The sequence below is a fragment of the Frigoribacterium sp. CG_9.8 genome (assembly GCF_015751965.1).
In the GTDB taxonomy this organism is placed as follows: domain Bacteria; phylum Actinomycetota; class Actinomycetes; order Actinomycetales; family Microbacteriaceae; genus Lacisediminihabitans.
In genome coordinates, this window is record NZ_JADOVH010000003.1 from 179,475 (window position 1) to 198,366 (window position 18,892).

Below are 18,892 nucleotides of genomic sequence, written 5' to 3' on the forward strand. Positions count from 1 at the left end.
CTGCGGGGTGTCGGCGGCCGCGGATAAGCTGGCCTCGTGCCGGACAAAGAAAAGCCTACCCTCCTCGTTATCGACGGGCATTCGCTTGCCTTCCGGGCGTTTTACGCCCTGCCGGTCGACAGTTTTCAGAATCGGGAGGGTCAGCACACCAACGCGATCCACGGGTTCATCTCAATGATGCTCAACCTGTTGCAGAAGGAGAAACCTACGCACCTCGCCGTGGCTTTCGATATCTCTCGGTACTCCTTCCGCACCCGCGAGTACCCCGAATACAAGGGCACCCGCGGCGAGACCCCGGCCGAGTTCATCGGCCAGATCCCCCTCCTCGAAGAGGCGCTCCATGCCATGGGCATCACGACCATCTCCAAGGAGGATTACGAGGCGGATGACATCCTCGCGACGCTTGCGATGAAGGGCGCACAGGAGGGATTCCGGGTGCTCATCGTCTCTGGCGACCGCGATGCGATCCAGATGGTCAACGATGACGTGACGCTGCTCTACCCGAATGCTCGGGGGGTGTCCGAGCTCAAGCGTTACGACCGCGATGCGGTGTTTGAACGGTACGGCATCGAACCGCACCAGTATCCGGATGTCGCGGCGCTGGTCGGGGAGGCAAGCGACAATCTCATCGGCATCGACAAGGTGGGGGAGAAGACCGCCGTCAAGTGGATCACCAAGTACGGGGGCCTCGACGAGGTGCTCGCCCACGCAGACGAGATCACCGGTGTGGTCGGCGAAAAACTTCGCGAACAGCGGGACCGCGCCATCCGCAACCGCAAACTAAACCACCTGCTCACCGATGTCGAGCTGCCGGTCGGCCCTCACGATCTCGATCGGCGCCCGATCGACGAGGCTGCCGTTCGCGAAGTATTCGACAAGCTACAGTTTCGCACCCTGCTCGACCGGGTGCTGAAGATCGCTGCGGCGGCGGGGGATCCGGTCTCCGTCGAGTCGACCGGTGAGGGTTCGACTGCACCCGGATCGACCATCCCGGGCGTGCGCACGATGATCGACGAAGAGCTCGGCCACTGGATCACGACGGTCACTGCGAATGGCATCCGAGCGCTCGGGCTGCACCTCGACCTCGGTGCGGAGGGGATCATCGGCTTTGGCCTGGCGACGGCGGATGACTCGGCCTATGTACCGTGGGCCGCGGACCGCCCGGACTATGACGCGCTTTCTGCCTGGCTTGCCTCCCCGGCTCCCAAGTACCTGTTCGACTACAAGCCAGCACTCAAACGGCTGCAGAAGGTCGGACTCGCCCTCGATGGCGTCGTATTCGATACGACTCTCGCCGCGTGGCTGCTGAAGCCCGGCGGCCACGACCAACCCCTCGCCGATCAGGTCTACAGCCACCTCGGTGAGCACCTGGCCGAACCGGATCCCAATCAGCTCGTTCCGGAGACGGATGCGGTGAGCGCGGCAACGCAGGCCTGGTACGTGCTGCGCCTGTCTGAGTACCTCATCGAGCGCCTTGATGAGGGTTCACTTCGAGTGCTTCGCGAGATCGAGTTGCCCCTCGTACCGGTGATCTCGGCAATGGAGACCATGGGAATCACTGTGAATCCGGGCATCCTCGAGCGTCTCAATCGTGAGCTCGGTGAGACCGCGGCAGATCTCGCTACCCGGGCCTATGCCGAGATCGGTGGACGGGAGATCAACCTCGGGTCGCCCAAGCAGCTGCAACAAGTGCTGTTCGAAGACCTGCAGATGCCCAAGACCCGCGCCAACAAGACCGGGTACTCGACGGATGCTGCCTCCCTCGCCGATCTGCAGGAGCAGAACCCGCACCCCTTCCTCGATCTGTTGCTGCAGCACAGAGACGCAACGAAGCTGCGCCAGATCGTCGACACCCTGGAGCGGTCTATCGCGAATGATCACCGGGTGCATACCCGCTACGACCAGACCGGTACGAGCACGGGTCGCATCTCGTCGACAGACCCCAACCTGCAGAATATTCCGGTGCGCACCTCGGTGGGCCGCGAGATCCGCACCGCCTTCGAGAGTGGGCCCGGGTTTGTCACACTGCTGACTGCCGACTACTCGCAGATCGAAATGCGGATCATGGCGCACCTGTCCGGCGATGTTGGGCTTATCGAGGCCTTCAACTCGGGGGAGGACCTGCACCGGTTCGTCGGCTCGCGGATCTTCGGAGTCGACCCGGTTGACGTGAGTCCCGCGATGCGGACGAAGGTGAAAGCAATGTCTTACGGACTGGCCTACGGGCTCAGCGCGTTCGGACTGAGCAAACAGCTACGCATCGAAAACTCCGAGGCCAAACAGTTGATGACCGACTACTTCGAGCGCTTCGGTGCCGTACGCGACTATCTGCGCAGCGTCGTCGAGAAGGCACGAGAAGATGGCTACACCGAGACGATCTTCGGACGTCGCCGTCCCTTCCCTGACTTGGCCTCCAACAATCGGGTGCTGAAGCAGAATGCGGAGCGGGCCGCGCTCAACGCACCGATTCAGGGTTCGGCCGCCGACATCCTCAAGATTGCGATGCTCGGTGTGGCTGCTGATCTGCGCGAGCGCGGGCTGTCATCCCAGCTCCTGCTTCAGGTGCACGACGAGCTGGTCTTCGAGGTGACGGAGGGTGAACTCGACGAGCTCACTGCCGTCGTCACCGACCGCATGGGTAATGCCGCTTCGCTCGCGGTACCCCTTGAAGTGCAGATCGGTCTCGGAGCGAACTGGGACACCGCCGCACACTGAACGGCCCGCTGGATGCGGTGTCGACGGGTACGCCGCATCCGCGTGACCCGTTTATGTGGGTTCAGTTGACAACCGGACACAAACGGACTTATATAAGCACAGAACAACATTTCTGTTGTCCTGATGCCGACGAAGAGGTCCGATGTACGCTCCCGAGCGACACGAGCAGATCCTGGAGACTGCGCGGTCCTTCGGCCGTGTCGAGGTCGCCAGTCTCGCCCACGATCTCGCGGTGACACCGGAGACCGTGCGTCGGGATCTGACCGCACTTGAGCGCCGCGGGGTGCTGCGCCGGGTGCACGGCGGTGCGATTCCGGTCGAACGATTCGGTAATGAGCCGGATGTCGCGGACCGCGAAGGCCACTCGGCCGAACAGAAAGAACGCATCGCCCTCGCCGCTCTTGAGGAGCTTCCCGATGGCGGATCGATCATTCTCGACGCTGGCACCACGACAGTGCGTCTCGCGCGCCTGCTGCCGACCGATCGTGAACTGACCGTCGTTACGCACTCGATTCCGGTCGCGTCGATCCTCACCGGTCGACCCAACATCAGCCTCCACCTACTCGGCGGGGTTGTGCGCCCGCGCACACTCGCCGCAGTGGGGGAGTGGACCAAGGCACAGATCGCGGACGTGTTTGCGGATGTCGCATTCATGGGGATCAATGGAATCAGTATCGAGCGCGGACTCACCACTCCCGATATCGCCGAGGCGACGATCAAACGGGCGCTGATCGAGGCATCCCGTCGCGTCATTGTCCTGGCCGATCACACCAAGTTCGGCCGCGAGGATTTTGCCCGCGTCGCTGGGTTGGGGGTCGTCGACACGATCATCACCGACAGCGGCCTCGATCTGGAGTTCGTCGAAGACATCGAGAATGCCGGCCCGACGGTGGTGGTCGTGTGATCGTCTCGGTAACCCTCAATCCCAGCCTCGATCGCACGATCCAAGTCGATCGACTCGAGCGCGGTGCCGTGCTGCGCACCTCGGCACCCATGTTGGAGCCCGGCGGAAAAGGCGTCAATCTCACCCGGGCACTGACGCGAAATGGTATCGAGAGTGTCGCACTGCTGCCGGTCGGCGGGCCGGAGGGTGCCGAACTCAGCACGCTGCTTGATATTGCCGGAGTGGCGACGCGATTCGTGCCGGTGGAGGGGCGCACCCGGTCCAATCTCACGGTGTCAGAGCCGGATGGCACGATCACCAAGTTCAATGAGCCCGGCTTCCCGCTGTCGGAGGATGATTTCTCGGTGCTCGCAACGACGCTGGCCGGACTCGTTTCGGCCCGCGATTGGGTGGTTTTCTCCGGCAGCATGCCCCCGGAGTGCTCGGAGAAACAGCTGGTCGAATTGATGACCTCGGTGACCGACCTCGGCGCCTTTCTCGCGGTCGACACCAGCGGAACGGCTCTCACCGCATCCATCGCTGCCCATCCACGGGTGATCAAACCCAATCGAGCGGAGCTTGCAGAGGCGGTCGGGCGAGAGCTCGACTCCATCTCAGATGTCATCGCGGCAGCCCAAGAACTCCGTGCACTCGGCGTGGAACGGGTTCTCGTCAGCCTGGGTGCTGATGGCGCGGTGCTGGTCGGAGAACACGGGGTGCTCGTCGGTGAATCCACCGTGCTCGAGCGGCGCAGCACGGTTGGGGCGGGCGATTGTTTCCTCGCGGGCTACCTGTCGAAATTCTCCCTCGATGAATCCGACGAGAATGCCGCACTCATCGAGGCGCTCGCATGGGGTGCCGCCGCAGTAAGTCTTCCCGGAACTTCCGTTCCCGGTCCCGGCGATATCGCCTCCACACACGTCCAGCTGGTATGGCAACCAGATTTGGATCGGCCATTCGTGGCCACATGAACGTCCGCCATATCCCTCCCGCCCCATCCGTTTCAGTCCTGACTCGTACAAAGGAGTACCACTAAATGTCCGATTACACTCCCGTGGCCGCCGGTACCGGCGCTCGCGCACGCATCCAGAGGGGTGGTGCATTCCTTGCCGGAATGATCATGCCGAACCTCGGGGCTTTCATCGCCTGGGGCCTGGTCACGGCCCTGTTCATCCCCAACGGTTGGGTCAACGAGATCGCCCGGGCGACCGGTGCGGTGGCGAAGGACGGCGTAGTTCCCTTCGCGGGACAAGCGTCGAGCATCGTTGGCCCGATCATCGTGTTCCTGCTCCCGATCCTCATCGGATACACCGGTGGTCGCACGGTTCATGGTCAGCGTGGTGCTGTTGTCGGTGCGATCGCCACAATCGGTGTCATCGTGTCGCCGCTCGCACTCGGTCTCGCCGCTTCCGGCGGCACACCGCCGAAGTCGATCGCCGAGCTCGGTCCGCAGTTCCTCGGCGCCCTCATCATCGGCCCGCTCGCAGCACTCCTGCTCAAGTGGATCGACAGCATGATCGATGGAAAGCTTCGCGGCGGTTTCGAAATGCTGGTGGATAACTTCACCTCCGGCATAGTTGGTGGCTTCGCGGCTCTCGTCGGTGTGTTCGCTCTCGGACCTGCAGTCTTCTGGCTCACCACCGTGTTCGCGAACTTTGTGGATGCGCTGATCAATGCAAAGCTACTTCCTCTCGCGTCGATCATCATCGAACCGGCGAAGATCCTGTTCCTCAACAACGCGATCGGAAACGGCGTTCTCGTTCCACTCGCCGCAAAGCAGGCAGCGGGACCGGACGGCAAGTCGATCCTCTTCATGCTCGAGTCGAACCCCGGCCCCGGCCTCGGCATCCTCGTTGCGATGATGCTCTTTGGACCGATCGCCATCCGCGCGACCGTGCCCGCCGCGATCGTCGTGCAGTTCCTCGGAGGAATCCACGAAATCTACTTCCCCTATGTGCTCATGAAGCCGATCCTGCTCATTGGCGCCATCGCCGGTGGAGCATCCGGTGTCCTCATGTTCAGCCTGTTCAACGACGGACTGCTTGCACCCGCGTCTCCGGGGAGTATTTTTGCGTACATCCTCGTGGCGTACCCGGGTGATCTGCCGACAATCCTGCTCGGGATCCTGGTCTCCGCAGGCGTAGCGTTCATCGTGAGTGCCCTCCTCCTGGGCTTCGGTCGCAATCAGAACAGCGGCCTCGACCTCGAAGCCGCACGGGAGCAGAGCGCACGCAACAAAAACAAGCCGGCGACCGCACCCGTCGCCTGACCCGCTGCACAACAATCAAGGAGAATCTGAAATGGCAACCATCGACGGATCCAGCATCAAAAAGCTGATCGTTGCGTGTGACGCGGGAATGGGCAGCAGTGTGATGCTGGCCTCGACGCTCAAGAAGCAACTCGCCAAGAACGGGGTGACGGTGGAGCATTCCCCCGTTGCCTCGATCCCGAGCGACGCCGACCTGGTGTTCACCCACACGGGACTGGCTGACCGCGCACGGCACACCGTGCCTGACGTCCCGGTTGTGCCATTCCAGCTCTTCCTCGGTGATCCCGCCGTTGCCAAGATCGTCAAAGCCATTCAAAATGGCGAGACTTTCGAGGCGTAGAAAGAGGTAGTGAGAATGAGTAATGAAACCGACCCGACACCCGCGTCCCTGTCAGCCTTACTGGCTGAAACATCTATCAGGCTCGATCTCACAGCGAGCAACAAGGAAGATGCGATCAGGCAGACCGGAGCGGCTCTGTTGGAGGCTGGCGCGATAGATGCGTCGTACACTAACGCGATGCTGGAGCGGGAGCGGTCGGTTTCAACCTTCGTCGGGGAGGGTGTCGCGATTCCGCACGGCACCCTCTCGGGCAAGGATTCGGTCATCAATGATGCCCTTGTCGTTCTCCGCTTCCCGGATGGTGTGGATTGGGATGGCAACGATGTGCGCGTGTGCGTCGGGATCGCGGCGCGCGGCAACGGGCATATCGCTCTTCTGTCCCAGCTCGCCACTGTGCTCCTCGATCCGGACAGGGCGGCGGCGCTTCGTGCTGCAACGACCAGTTCACTGGTCTACGAGCTCCTCACTCCCGATCCGGAAGACGAGTAGAGGCGCGTGAAGGTGGCACGGTTCTATGCGCCAGGCGACATCCGACTCGAAGAGATTGCTGAACCGCAGGCCTCTGCGGGGGAAGTCAAGATCCGAGTGCGCAACTGTTCCACCTGCGGAACAGATGTCAAGATCTCCCGGTCTGGTCATCCGAATATGACTCCGCCCCAAGTGATGGGCCATGAGATCGCCGGCGAAATCGTCGATGTTGGTCACGGTGTCGAGGGATGGATGGTGGGGGATCGGGTACAGGTCATCGCCGCGATTCCCGATGGCACCTGTGCCGACTGCCTGGCTGATCGTCCGACGGTCTGCGCTCATCAGCTTTCTCTGGGCTATCAGTTCCCCGGTGGATTCGCCGAGTTCATGATCGTGCCGCGTGAGGTCTTGAAAGTGGGTGGCCTCAACCGCATTCCGGATGGGCTCGGATTTGCCGAAGCGAGTCTTGCGGAACCACTCGCCTGCGTGCTCAATGGCCAGGAACTCGCGCGGGTCGGTGACGGAGATGTGGTCGTGGTCGTCGGATCCGGCCCCATTGGCTGCCTTCATGTGCGTCTGGCCAGGGCTCGAGGTGCGGCGATGATCATCCTCGTCGATCTCAACGCCGAGCGGCTGAAGAAGGCCGCCGACCTCGTGCTGCCAGACCTCGCCATCGCGTCCGAAACTAGCGATCCCGTCGCGGCAGTGCTCGAGGCCACAGGCGGGCGGGGAGCGGATGTCGTGATCACCGCCGCAGCGTCCGGAGCGGCCCAGGAACAGGGGCTTCTGATGCTTGCCCGACGCGGTCGACTCAGCCTGTTCGGCGGACTGCCAAAGGACCACCCCACCATCACTGTCGACTCGAATCTTGTGCATTACCGCGAACTCACGATCGTGGGAGTGAACGGTTCAAGCCCTGTACAGAACAAGATGGCACTCGAGCTGATCGCATCCGGTGCCGTGCCGGTGGGGGATCTCATCACCCATCGATTACCCCTCGACGACGTGCTTGAAGCGATCGAGATTGTCGCCCGCGGCGATGGCATCAAGGTCACGATCGAACCCTGAACCGTTACCCACCGTTCCACTCAACAACCAAATATCTAGGAGTCACCAATGTCTGAACGTACCGTCGCCGTCGCCTCGAGCGTCGGACTTCACGCCCGGCCTGCATCACTGTTCAGCCAGGCTGCCGCGAAGGTCGGAGTGCCGGTAACACTCACGAGTGCGGCGGGAAAAACAGTGAATGCGGCAAGCATCCTCGGCGTGCTCTCTCTCGGAATCGGTCACGGTGACGTCGTCACCCTCGCGGCGGATGGGGATGAGGCCGACACCGCCCTCGACGCACTCGCTGAGCTCCTGAATACCGATTTGGATAAGGACTGACCCTACGCTGAGCCTCATGGTTCGAGCGGGTGAGTGATTCCTCCGCGCGGCGACCGACTGTTCTAGGCTCGGGTAATGACTGACACCGACCAGGCCCACGAGGCCCGTCCCACCACCGCCATCGACGCAATCGCCGAGACCTGGGTGGATACCGAACTAGATCTCTTCCCCGAATACCGCGTGTATCTCGGGCGGGTGGGACACGAGGGGGAGTATTCCGACTACTCGCCAGAGGGTTCCGAGCGGGTGATCTCGGAGGTAAGGAAGACCCTCGCGAATATCCACGCGGCCACGCCTGTGGACGCGGTGGACGAAGTGACCAAAATGGACCTGAGCCGTGAACTTCAGCTTCAGATCGACAAACATGAGGCCGGATTCGATCAGCGGGATCTCAACGTCATTGCCTCCGCACCCCAGAGCATGCGTGATATTTTCGACCTGATGCCGACGGATTCCGAGGAGGATTGGTCGCACGTTGCCACGCGAATGCGTAACCTTCCGGCGGCGATGGATGGCTACATCCGCACCCTGCGCACCGGTATCGCTGCCGGTAACGTACCGGCCATCCGTCAGATTCGAGAAGTCATCGCGCAGGCGGGAAAGCACGTAGCCGACACCGGCTTCTTCTATCGGCTGGCCGAGGGTGCCAGGGCCGGCACGAGCGACCTGCCCACGTCGTTGCGTGTTGACCTCGCAGCCGCAGCGCGCGACTCTGCCGGGGCATACGCGGTACTGTCCGAATTCCTCGAGAACGAACTCGCTCCGCACGCCACGCAGAGGGATGCCGTTGGCCGTGAGATCTACACTCTCGCCTCCCGCGATTTCCTCGGCGCAGTGGTCGACCTCGACGAGACCTACGAGTGGGGTATCGAAGAACTGGCGCGGATGACCGCAGAGCAGGAGTCGATCGCGCGTGAGATCAAGCCCGGGGCATCCGTGCTGGAGGCCATTGCCTTCCTCGACGAGGACGCGAGCCGCAAGCTCCACGGGACTGACGCCCTGCAGAGGTGGATGCAGGAAACGAGTGACCGCGCCGTCGAGGAGCTTTCGAAAGTGCATTTCGACATCCCGGCTGAGGTGCGTCGGCTCGAGTGCATGATCGCTCCGACCCAGGAGGGCGGTATCTACTACACGTCCCCCACCGACGATTTCTCGCGTGCCGGCCGCATGTGGTGGAGCGTACCGGAGGGTGTCACCGAGTTCGACACCTGGCGTGAGCTCACCACGGTGTACCATGAGGGTGTTCCCGGACATCATCTCCAGATCGGCCAGGCCGTCTACAACAAGGCACTCCTCAATACCTGGCGTCGCAATGCCGGCACCTCGGGTCACGCCGAGGGCTGGGCCCTCTATGCGGAACGCCTGATGGAGCAGCTCGGCTATCTGGACGACCCGGCCGATCGACTCGGCATGCTCGACGGCCAGCGGATGCGTGCCGCCAGGGTTGTTCTGGACATCGGAGTGCACTTGGAGAAGCAGCTCCCCGACGGATCCGGTCCGTGGACGGGAGAGTATGCATTCGGATTCCTCGGAGCCAACGTCAACATGAGCCCGGAGTTCGTGCGCTTTGAGGTAAATCGTTACCTCGGTTGGCCGGGACAGGCACCCTCCTACAAGATCGGCCAGCGCATCTGGGAGCAGCTCCGTGACGAGTTCGCGCGGCGCGAAGGTGCTGACTTCGACATCCGCGCATTCCACAAGAAGGCGCTGGACATCGGTGGAGTCGGACTCGACACCCTGAAAGCGGCCATGCTCACCTAGTTCTCACCTGTCCGGATGGCGAGAACTGATAGCGTGCGCGGATGAGCGTTCCCTTGCTTTTCAATCTCTTCGAGATGAACACCGTCGGGCATATCTCGCACGGTCTCTGGACCCATCCGCACAATAATCGTCACCGTTATACCGACCTCGACTTTTGGACGGCCGAAGCGAAGCTTCTTGAAGAGGGGCTGTTCGACGCCGTTTTTCTCGCCGATGTCATCGGGGCATACGACGGTTATCGTGACGGGCCGGAGACCGCTTTGCGGGAGGCGGTGCAGATTCCCAATAATGATCCGCTGCTGCTCATCCCGGCAATGGCTGCGGTGACGAAACATCTCGGATTCGTCGCCACATTTTCGACGACCTATGAACCACCGTTCGCGTTTGCCCGTCGCGCCTCGACCCTCGACCATCTCACCAAGGGACGATTCGGATGGAACGTGGTCACCTCTTACCTCCCGAACGCCGCGCGAAACTTCGGTCTCGATGACGAACTTGACCATGCGGAGCGATACGACCGCGCCCATGAATATCTCGATGTGCTTTACAAGCTCTGGGAGGGATCGTGGGACGACGACGCGGTCGTCCGCGATGTGGCGAACCGCGTCTATACCGACTCATCCAAAGTGCGTCCAATCGATCACGCGGGCAAGTATTTCCGGGTGGCTGGCCCTCATCTGTCGGAACCGTCGCTGCAACGCACACCGGTGATCTACCAGGCGGGAAGCTCGACGACCGGTCGCGACTTCGCAGCCACGCACGCCGAAGCCGTGTTCGTCGGGGGATCCTCTCTCGAGGACTTCCGCAATACGATCGACGATATTCATCGGCGCGGCGAAGTAGTCGGGCGCCCGCGCGGGTCGATCAAGACCCTCGCCAGCGCAGTGCTGATAGCCGGTCGCACGAGAGAGGCGGCCCAGGAGAAAGCGAAAGAATTCGAGAGGATGTCCAGTGCCGAGGGCTACCTCGCCCATGCCGGTGGAGGCAGCGGAATCGACCTCGCGGCTTACCCACCGGAAACGCGTATCAGCGACATCCGCTCGACCGGCGGCCGGGATGCGGCAACAACGAGCCGCTATGCGCCTGGCGTAACCGTCGGCGACGCGCTTCGCGACGTGACCCGTTTCGATCGCGGTCCGTTTTACGCGGTCGGTACCGGAACCGACATCGCGGACGCGATTGAGAGCTGGGTAGAAAAAACGGGCATCGACGGTTTCAACCTCCGCCAGTTCACGTCACCGGGAACGGTTGAGGACTTCGTCGAATACGTCGTTCCGGAGTTGCAGACGCGCGGGCTGTATCGGCTGGCTTACGAGCCGGGAACCCTCCGGGAACGCCTGTTCGGTGCGGGCATCCCCCGCCTTCAAAGCACCCATCCGGGGGCACGCTATCGAGGTGGCGCCGCTCTTTTCTGAGCGTTAGACTGAAGAGTCGCTTTTTTGGCGACATTCCATCCGCTGCCTTTCGCGGGATACCAATAGACGAACGCTCACTCGGGCTGCGTCCACTGCGTTAGGCCCAACACAATGTCCATCCTGGAGCAACTACTACATGACAATCGTAACGACCGACAAGGCGCCCAAGCAGGTCGCAATCAACGACATCGGATCTGCTGAAGACTTTCTCGCCGCGGTCGAAAAGACTCTCAAGTTTTTCAACGACGGAGACCTCATCGAGGGAACCGTCGTCAAGATCGATCGTGACGAGGTCCTCCTCGACGTCGGTTACAAGACCGAGGGTGTCATCCCCTCCCGCGAACTTTCCATCAAGCATGACGTGGACCCCACCGAGGTTGTCCAGGTCGGCGATGTGGTCGAAGCCCTCGTCCTCCAGAAGGAAGACAAAGAAGGCCGCCTCATCCTCTCCAAGAAGCGCGCTCAGTACGAGCGTGCGTGGGGTGATGTCGAGAAGATCAAGGAAGCCGACGGCGTCGTCACCGGTTCCGTCATCGAGGTCGTCAAGGGCGGGCTCATCGTCGACATTGGACTCCGTGGATTCCTGCCGGCCTCGCTCATCGAGCTTCGCCGTGTTCGCGATCTCACTCCGTACCTCGGCCAGGAGATCGAGGCCAAGATCCTCGAGCTCGACAAGAACCGCAACAATGTTGTGCTCTCTCGCCGCGCGCTCCTCGAGCAGACCCAGAGCGAGAGCCGCACGACTTTCCTGAACAACCTCGCCAAGGGCCAGGTTCGCAAGGGTGTCGTTTCGTCCATCGTCAACTTCGGTGCATTCGTCGACCTTGGAGGCGTTGACGGTCTCGTTCACGTTTCCGAGCTCAGCTGGAAGCACATCGAGCACGCCTCAGAGGTTGTCGAGGTTGGCCAGGAGGTCACCGTCGAGATCCTCGAGGTCGACCTCGAGCGCGAGCGCGTCTCCCTGTCGCTCAAAGCGACTCAGGAAGACCCGTGGCAGGTATTCGCCCGCACCCACGCCATCGGCCAGGTTGCACCGGGCAGGGTCACGAAGCTCGTTCCGTTTGGCGCCTTCGTGCGCGTTGCGGAGGGCATCGAGGGCCTTGTGCACATCTCGGAGCTGTCGGGCAAGCACGTTGAGCTCGCTGAGCAGGTCGTCTCGGTCGGCGATGAGGTGTTTGTCAAGGTCATCGACATCGACCTCGAGCGCCGTCGCATCTCCCTCTCGCTGAAGCAGGCGAACGAGGGTGTCGACCCCGATGGCACCGAATTCGACCCGGCGCTCTACGGAATGCTCACCGAGTACGACGATGCCGGAAACTACAAGTACCCGGATGGATTCGACCCGGAAACGAACGAGTGGAAAGAGGGCTTCGAGTCTCAGCGCGAAAAGTGGGAGCAGGATTACGCTGCAGCCCAGGCTCGCTGGGAAGCCCACAAGAAGCAGGTGTCGACGGCCGACGAGATCAGCGACGCACCCGTTGCCGGCGGATCCTCGTTCTCCAACGACGCCGACTCCGCTGGAACGCTGGCGGACGATGAGGCACTCGCGGCACTTCGCGAGAAGCTGAGCTCCAACTCCTAAGCAGTTTCTTCGAAACGGCCGGACCCCCTCACGGGTCCGGCCGTTTCGTCGTTCCGTGGGCGAAACCATCGTCTCCGGGCGTATTCGGACAAAGTGGGCCAGCACGCTGGCCCGTCTTGTCCGAATACGCCCGGAAGTGCGGGGCGCGCGTGGGCTAGCATTATCTGTGTGTACCTCATCGGCCTCACTGGTGGCATCGCTTCGGGAAAGTCCGTGGTCGCTAAGAGACTGGCCGAACTCGGAGCGACGGTGGTGGATGCCGACCAGGTAGCCAGGGATGTGGTCGCTCCCGGAACCCCGGGCCTTGCCGCAATTGCCAGGCGATTCGGCTCCAGAGTCGTCGCGGCTGACGGGTCGCTCGATCGCACGTCGCTCGGAAAACTGATCTTCACGGACCCGGATGCCCGGCTCGCGCTGAACGCGATCACCCACCCAGCCATTCGACGCCGCAGTGCCGAACTGTTTGTTGACGCCGAATGCGCTGACCCGCACGCGGTCGTAATCTACGACGTGCCACTTCTCATCGAGGCATCCGCTGAGCCCGGATATCACAAGTTCGATCTTGTCGTTGTGGTTGATGCGAGCTCCGAAACGCGGTTGGTGCGCCTCGTGCAGCTGCGCGGTCACACTCGGGAAGAAGCGCAGCAACGGCTCAATTCCCAGGCCACCGACTCAGAACGCCTCGCCATCGCTGACGTTGTAATCGACAGCAACGGCACGGTCGAGGAAACGATCGCGCAGGCCGAGGCGCTCTGGAACGGGCTCCCGGGGAGCACCCGACCGGGGGCGTAGGGTCTGCGAAAACTCTCAGACGGTCGTGGACGACGGAAGAGGGTGAAGAGGTTAGATTTAGCCGGTGACTACACACCGGGGACGATGGGGCGCACTAGCGCTGGCACTGTCCGTGTTCGTAGTTCTCGGATCATCCCTGAGCTTCGGAGCTATCGAAGCATCGTCCACTCTGCCAAAACCTGATCGTCAAAGCACTTCGCTTATCTCCTTCCGACTTGATCCTCCGGCGGGTCAGATTCTCTTTCCTAACCGAAACAATTACGCCCAGCACGCCGCGTCTCCCGGCGCGCTTCTTCTCTTCTTGCCGGCCACTGGTGCGCAGCCCTCGGACTACCGGATGTTTCTGCGCACCGCAGTCGCGTCGGGTTACAACGTCCTCGGCCTCGACTACTGGAACCGTGGCAAGTCTGTTGTCAACACCTGTGGCGGCGATCCCGAGTGCTACACCGCGGTGCAGCGCAATCGGTTCGACGGAACTGTTCCCAGTGCGGTGAGCAACGTCGAGCCGGCCAATTCGATCCTCAATCGCCTCACGCTCGCACTCACACAGCTGGAGACCGTCGACCCGGCAGGTCAGTGGGGACGCTATCTGGATCACGGTCAGGTGGACTGGTCACGCATCGTGCTCGCCGGACACTCGCAGGGCGGCGGCGAATCCGCCTACATCGCTCACCTCCATCTTGTTCACGGCGTTCTGATGTTCTCATCTCCGGTGCTGACCGACGACGGTGCGCCGGCGGCATGGATGCGCGAGCCGGGGATGACACCGGCAAGTCGGATGTATGGATTTGTCAACCAGAACGACATGTACTTCAGCAAAATTGCCGGATCATGGTCGGTTTTGCAGTTGCAGCAGGCTGGCTCCCCGGCGCTGGTGGACGTGCCACGCGGCTCACACCAGCTGGTCAGCACACTTGATATGGGAACTCCGGCCGAGGCGCACGGGCGCACCGTCACTGACGGAACCGCACAGTCACCAGACGGTGTGCCGCTGTATCAGCCCACCTGGGAGTGGATGCTCGACCAGACGAAATGACACTGGTGGAGTGGCGTATTCCCCGCCGCCATCGGCCGAGTAACGCCGTAACCGATTAGCCTTGATCCGTGACTGCGGACCCCATTGCTGCCCCGACGCCCACGCCATCGCTCCGGGAACTCATCCTCAACCGCAGTGTGAGCCACCCGAGTAGCCGTTACCTCGAGGATGCGCGGTCCGACCGTTTCGTCGACTACGACGACCTGGCGACACTGGTCCGGACCTGGTGGGACGAGTTCAATACACGAGCCGTCGCTCGGGGTTCGCTCGTATTCATCGACCTCGCCGATCCGCTGTCCTTTGCTGTCGTGTTTCTATCCGTCGTGAGCTCCGGCCGCATCGCGGTGCCAATCGACCCCGGTGCTACGGTCGCGGACGTCGAGCGCATTGCGTCGATCGTCGACGTCGTCAGTGCTCAGGTCAGCGACCGGGAGCAGCCAGCGACTTTGGGGGGTGCAGTGCTGATGCGGCTGGTTGAACAGACCGGTACGCCCGAGCAGTCCGATATGCGTGAGCAGACGGGCCTTGCTGAGCTGGCGGGTCCTCCCGCGCTCGGGAAGCACCGCGTGATGCCCGACCGTTCGGACGGTGGGGGTGGCGTGCTGCTCTTCACTTCCGGCTCTACCGGCACGCCGAAGGGCGTCGAGTTGGACGAGCAACACCTGCTGTTCGTGGCAGGCGCGGTTGCCGAGCACAACGCGCTACGCCGCTCGGATCGCGGCTACAGTCCCCTCCCGCTTTTCCACGTCAATGCGGAGGTCGTCGGACTGCTTTCCACCCTTGTCGCCGGTTCGGCGCTTGTTCTTGACCGCCGCTTCCACCGCACTGGTTTCTGGAAGTTGATGGGCAACCGGCGAATCACCTGGATCAACGCGGTCCCGGCCATCCTCGCCGTGCTTGCGAGGGACGAGGAGCTCCGGGTGCCCGAGCACATTAGATTCATCCGTTCTGCTTCGGCACCTCTTCCCGATGCCGTCCGCGACGCCTTCTCCTGCACTTCTCTTGTGATCAGCTGGGGCATGACGGAGGGCGCCAGCCAGATCGCCGCGACCCCCCTCGGGCAGCCGCTGCGCGCCGGATCCGTAGGACCGCCGATCGGCGGCGAAGTGTCTGTGCGGGATGAGAGTGGACGAGAGTGCGCGGTCGGGGAGGTCGGATCGCTCTGGGTGCGTGGGCAGGGAATCGTCCGCTCCTATTTCAGCGGACGGGCAGCGGATCGGTTCGATGCGAACGGATGGCTTCTCACTGGCGATCTCGGCCGTGTCGATGACGACGGGTGGGTCTATCTTTCCGGTCGTTCTGACGACGTGATCAACCGGGGCGGGGAGAAGGTCTACCCGGCCGAGGTCGAGGACGTGCTGCTTGAGGATAAGCGTGTACGGGAGGTGGTCGTGGTGGCCCGTCCCGACGCGATTCTCGGCCAGGTGCCGGTTGCCTATGTGATCCCGGTTGTGGACACAGTGTCCGATGCAGTGTCGGATGACTCGCTTGTCGCCGACCTTGCGGCACTCTGCGAGGCTCGTTTGCCGCGATTCAAGAGGCCCGTCGAGATCAGCATTGTGGAGGATGTCCCGCGGACACCCACCGGCAAGGTGCAACGCCGTCGAGTGCGCGAATTTGATGCGGCCAACGAAGGGGAATCGGAGTGACCGATCCGTTGGCCGCTGCCACACCGCCACCGGCGAAGCGGATGACGTCTCCGCACCTGTACGAGGTGGACGTCGTTCGCATCCTCACCTTCGCCTCCGTCATCGCCGTACACACCACCAGTCAAACGGTCGCGGACGATGACCTCGTGCTCTACGGGTTTCTTGCCCTGGTGCATTTCACCCGTGAGGTGTTTTTTGCCCTGACAGCGTTCGTGCTGATCTACAGCTATCTCAACCGTCCCCAGCCGATGAAGACGTTCCTTCCCCGTCGATTCCTACTCGTCGGGGTGCCCTATCTTCTGTGGTCGGTCATCTACTTCGTGGTGGGCATAATCCGCACGCCCGGTGGCACATTCGGGGAGATGCTCCTGCGGCTCGGCGGCGACATCCTCACTGGAACCGCCTTCTACCACCTCTACTTCCTGCTCGTGACAATGCAGGTGTACCTGCTGGTACCGGTGATGCTGTGGCTGGTGCGTCGAACCCGGGGTAAACATCCGCTACTTCTCGGCAGCAGTCTCGCCATCCAGTTGGTGCTCACCGGGCTTTACATGTACTTTCCCGATGTCACCTCCGGCATCAACGATTTCAATAAGCAACTCTTTTTCAGTTACCAGTTCTTCATCATCGCCGGTGCCGTTGCCGCCGACCATTCGGCGGCGTTCCTCGCCTGGATCAGATGCCACCGCCGCGCCATCGGATTCGTCGTCGTAGCCACCGCGGCGTGCACTCTCGGCGTCTATATCGTCAATATGCTGACAGGCCGCAGCCCGTATCGGGCGGGGACCCCACTGCAGCCGATCGAGATGCTCTGGTCGATCGCGGTGGCCCTCGGTTTCCTCGCCGTCGGCACGTGGTGGGCCGACCGGCGTGACCCACGCAGTGTCGTAGCGAAGAGCCTCGATCTGGGATCGGACCGATCGTTTGGCATCTTTCTATCGCATCCGCTCTTTATCTGGCTGCTGCTGTGGGCAGGCGATGACTGGCTGGAACGCAGCGTGCCAAAGCCCTGGTTGACGCTCGTGACCTATGTGCTCGTGGTGCTGCTCTCACTCGGCCTCACCGAACTGTCTCGGCGTTCATGGTTCAGCCTCGGCCTCACCGGCCGGAGGTTCAGTTCGAGGAAGTCTGTTCGCGCTAGCTGATGCTGTACGGCAGTACTTGCTACGGCAGTACTCGCTGCGGTTTCATCACGGCCGCGACGACTGCCGCTGCGGCGAGAAGTGCAATGGATGCGGCGAACGGCCATTGCCACCCTGCTGCGCCAACCAGGTAGCCGAAGAGAATCGGCGAGAAAATTCCCGCAAGGCCGAAGCCGGTGTTCATCATGCCGCTCGCGGTGCCCGACCATTCCGGCGCCACATCCATCGGGATCGCCCAGAGGGTGGCATTGCAGAGTTCGAGGAAGAAAAATGACAGGGAAAGCGAAAGTATTGCGAGGGGGAGATCGTTGCCGAACAGTAGTGGCGTGAGACAGACGAGCGACCCGATCAGGCCGATCAGAAGGATGAACCGGCGGGCATTGCGCAGATTGCCGGTGCGACGGAGGATTCGATCGCTGAAAATGCCACCAACGGTATCGCCGACGACACCGGCGAGCAACACGACAGCAGTGAACACCGCATAGTCGACAAGGGCGAGGCCGTAGCGGTCCGCGAGGAAGGAGGGGATCCAGGTGAGGAAGACCCAGAGGGTCCAGCCGTAGCCGAAGTCCACAAAGGTCACCGGCAGGATCGTGCGGATCAGTCGCTTCCACGGCACGGGCGGCCGCGCAGCTTTCTCCAACGCCCGGGGGAGCTCGCTGAGTTCCTGTTCAGTGATGCGGGGATAGTCCTGCGGCCGATCCCGGAAGAGAGTGACCCAGAGCACCGCCCAGAGCGCGCTGAGCGCACCGATGATGATGAATGACACCTGCCACCCGGCGATTGGGCCGCCGAGCGAGTCGCCCCAGATGATCAGTCCGCCGACGATCAAGGGTGCCGCAGCATTTCCGAGCCGGGATGCCGAATGCACGATTCCCTGGACAAAGCCGTTTCGATCGATCGGCACCCATTTCGCCATTGCGAAGGTCGCGGTGGGAAACGCTGCCGATTCTGTGAGCCCGAGCAAGAGACGCGCACCGACAAGCGAGGCGAGTCCGACGGAGAAACCGGTGGCAATGGTTGCAACACACCAGAGAATGCCAATCCAGAACAGTGCTTTTCGCGGTCCGATCCGCTCTCCGAGATTGCCACCGATGATCTGGAAGAGCGCATAGGGAAGCGAAAAGGCTGCGACGGCAACGCCAAATTCCGCGGTCGTGAGATCGAGAGCCGTGATGATCGTCGGCCCTGCGGTCGAAATATTGGTGCGATCGATGTAGGAGATTGCGTACATGATGCACAGCAGAATCACGACACGACCACGCATGCGACCGAAGATCGGGCTCGCTTTCGCCGGACTCGGGCGGGACTGTGTGACGGTCATCGTGTTTCTTTCTGCCGTCGTAGTGAGGTGGTGGTGAAAAAACGGGATCCGTGTCGCTTCGGTGTCTCGGTTGCCATGAAAATTCACCGGTTATCTCTATGCAACGCCTGATGGGGCACTCGCACAATGA

General features: G+C 62.1%; 16 protein-coding genes. 15 read left to right on the forward strand and 1 reads right to left on the reverse strand.

What is annotated here, in order from left to right:
• Positions 1-36: 36 nt before the first annotated feature.
• From polA to IWX88_RS08640, 15 genes are all read left to right on the forward strand, one after another.
• Complete coding sequence (gene polA / locus IWX88_RS08570) at positions 37-2,715, forward strand: DNA polymerase I (RefSeq protein WP_196829289.1); 2,679 nt, start codon at positions 37-39, stop codon at positions 2,713-2,715.
• A 142-nt stretch (positions 2,716-2,857) separates the two neighbouring features.
• The gene (locus tag IWX88_RS08575) at positions 2,858-3,619 is read left to right on the forward strand and encodes a DeoR/GlpR family DNA-binding transcription regulator (RefSeq protein WP_196829291.1); all 762 of its coding nucleotides are present in this window, start codon (positions 2,858-2,860) and stop codon (positions 3,617-3,619) included.
• A complete protein-coding gene (gene pfkB / locus IWX88_RS08580; protein WP_196829293.1) occupies positions 3,616-4,569 on the forward strand; it encodes a 1-phosphofructokinase in 954 nt (317 codons plus the stop codon). The genes IWX88_RS08575 and pfkB overlap by 4 nt, the downstream gene beginning before the upstream one ends.
• 65 nt (positions 4,570-4,634) lie before the next feature.
• Complete coding sequence (locus tag IWX88_RS08585; protein WP_196829295.1) at positions 4,635-5,867, forward strand: PTS transporter subunit EIIC; 1,233 nt, start codon at positions 4,635-4,637, stop codon at positions 5,865-5,867.
• 31 nt (positions 5,868-5,898) lie between these two features.
• A complete protein-coding gene (locus IWX88_RS08590; RefSeq protein ID WP_185203871.1) occupies positions 5,899-6,207 on the forward strand; it encodes a PTS lactose transporter subunit IIB in 309 nt (102 codons plus the stop codon).
• A 15-nt stretch (positions 6,208-6,222) separates the two neighbouring features.
• Positions 6,223-6,696: a PTS sugar transporter subunit IIA gene (locus IWX88_RS08595; protein WP_196829297.1), complete on the forward strand. Its 474-nt coding sequence runs from the start codon at positions 6,223-6,225 to the stop codon at positions 6,694-6,696.
• Between the two features lie 12 nt (positions 6,697-6,708).
• Complete coding sequence (locus IWX88_RS13890; protein WP_370568267.1) at positions 6,709-7,743, forward strand: zinc-dependent dehydrogenase; 1,035 nt, start codon at positions 6,709-6,711, stop codon at positions 7,741-7,743.
• Positions 7,744-7,791: 48 nt separating this feature from the next.
• Entirely contained in the window at positions 7,792-8,061 is a 270-nt protein-coding gene (locus IWX88_RS08605; RefSeq protein ID WP_196829301.1) for an HPr family phosphocarrier protein, read from the forward strand.
• A 75-nt stretch (positions 8,062-8,136) separates the two neighbouring features.
• Positions 8,137-9,822: a DUF885 domain-containing protein gene (locus tag IWX88_RS08610; RefSeq protein ID WP_196829303.1), complete on the forward strand. Its 1,686-nt coding sequence runs from the start codon at positions 8,137-8,139 to the stop codon at positions 9,820-9,822.
• Positions 9,823-9,863: 41 nt separating this feature from the next.
• Positions 9,864-11,237 (forward strand): LLM class flavin-dependent oxidoreductase, encoded by a 1,374-nt coding sequence (locus IWX88_RS08615; protein ID WP_196829305.1) that lies wholly within the window; start codon positions 9,864-9,866, stop codon positions 11,235-11,237.
• Between the two features lie 136 nt (positions 11,238-11,373).
• The gene (gene rpsA / locus IWX88_RS08620; protein ID WP_196829307.1) at positions 11,374-12,819 is read left to right on the forward strand and encodes a 30S ribosomal protein S1; all 1,446 of its coding nucleotides are present in this window, start codon (positions 11,374-11,376) and stop codon (positions 12,817-12,819) included.
• A gap of 168 nt (positions 12,820-12,987) precedes the next feature.
• The gene (gene coaE, locus IWX88_RS08625; RefSeq protein WP_196829309.1) at positions 12,988-13,611 is read left to right on the forward strand and encodes a dephospho-CoA kinase; all 624 of its coding nucleotides are present in this window, start codon (positions 12,988-12,990) and stop codon (positions 13,609-13,611) included.
• Positions 13,612-13,675: 64 nt separating this feature from the next.
• On the forward strand, positions 13,676-14,647 hold the full coding sequence (locus IWX88_RS08630; RefSeq protein WP_196829311.1) for an alpha/beta fold hydrolase: 972 nt from the start codon (positions 13,676-13,678) through the stop codon (positions 14,645-14,647).
• A 68-nt stretch (positions 14,648-14,715) separates the two neighbouring features.
• Complete coding sequence (locus IWX88_RS08635) at positions 14,716-16,296, forward strand: AMP-binding protein (RefSeq protein WP_196829313.1); 1,581 nt, start codon at positions 14,716-14,718, stop codon at positions 16,294-16,296.
• A complete protein-coding gene (locus IWX88_RS08640; protein WP_196829315.1) occupies positions 16,293-17,441 on the forward strand; it encodes an acyltransferase in 1,149 nt (382 codons plus the stop codon). The genes IWX88_RS08635 and IWX88_RS08640 overlap by 4 nt, the downstream gene beginning before the upstream one ends.
• Positions 17,442-17,460: 19 nt before the next feature.
• Here IWX88_RS08640 and IWX88_RS08645 read toward each other — a convergent pair whose 3' ends face one another.
• Positions 17,461-18,762: an MFS transporter gene (locus tag IWX88_RS08645; protein ID WP_196829317.1), complete on the reverse strand. Its 1,302-nt coding sequence runs from the start codon at positions 18,760-18,762 to the stop codon at positions 17,461-17,463.
• Positions 18,763-18,892 lie beyond the last annotated feature (130 nt).

Bases quoted from the DNA above. Each gene is read 5' to 3' on its own strand.
- IWX88_RS08585 (WP_196829295.1), top strand. From the start codon at position 4,635: ATGTCCGATTACACTCCCGTGGCCGCCGGTACCGGCGCTCGCGCACGC.
- IWX88_RS08605 (WP_196829301.1), top strand. From the start codon at position 7,792: ATGTCTGAACGTACCGTCGCCGTCGCCTCGAGCGTCGGACTTCACGCC.
- IWX88_RS08610 (WP_196829303.1), top strand. From the start codon at position 8,137: ATGACTGACACCGACCAGGCCCACGAGGCCCGTCCCACCACCGCCATC.
- IWX88_RS08645 (WP_196829317.1), bottom strand. From the start codon at position 18,762: ATGACCGTCACACAGTCCCGCCCGAGTCCGGCGAAAGCGAGCCCGATC.
- IWX88_RS08590 (WP_185203871.1), top strand. From the start codon at position 5,899: ATGGCAACCATCGACGGATCCAGCATCAAAAAGCTGATCGTTGCGTGT.
- IWX88_RS08615 (WP_196829305.1), top strand. From the start codon at position 9,864: ATGAGCGTTCCCTTGCTTTTCAATCTCTTCGAGATGAACACCGTCGGG.
- IWX88_RS08575 (WP_196829291.1), top strand. From the start codon at position 2,858: ATGTACGCTCCCGAGCGACACGAGCAGATCCTGGAGACTGCGCGGTCC.
- rpsA (WP_196829307.1), top strand. From the start codon at position 11,374: ATGACAATCGTAACGACCGACAAGGCGCCCAAGCAGGTCGCAATCAAC.
- IWX88_RS08595 (WP_196829297.1), top strand. From the start codon at position 6,223: ATGAGTAATGAAACCGACCCGACACCCGCGTCCCTGTCAGCCTTACTG.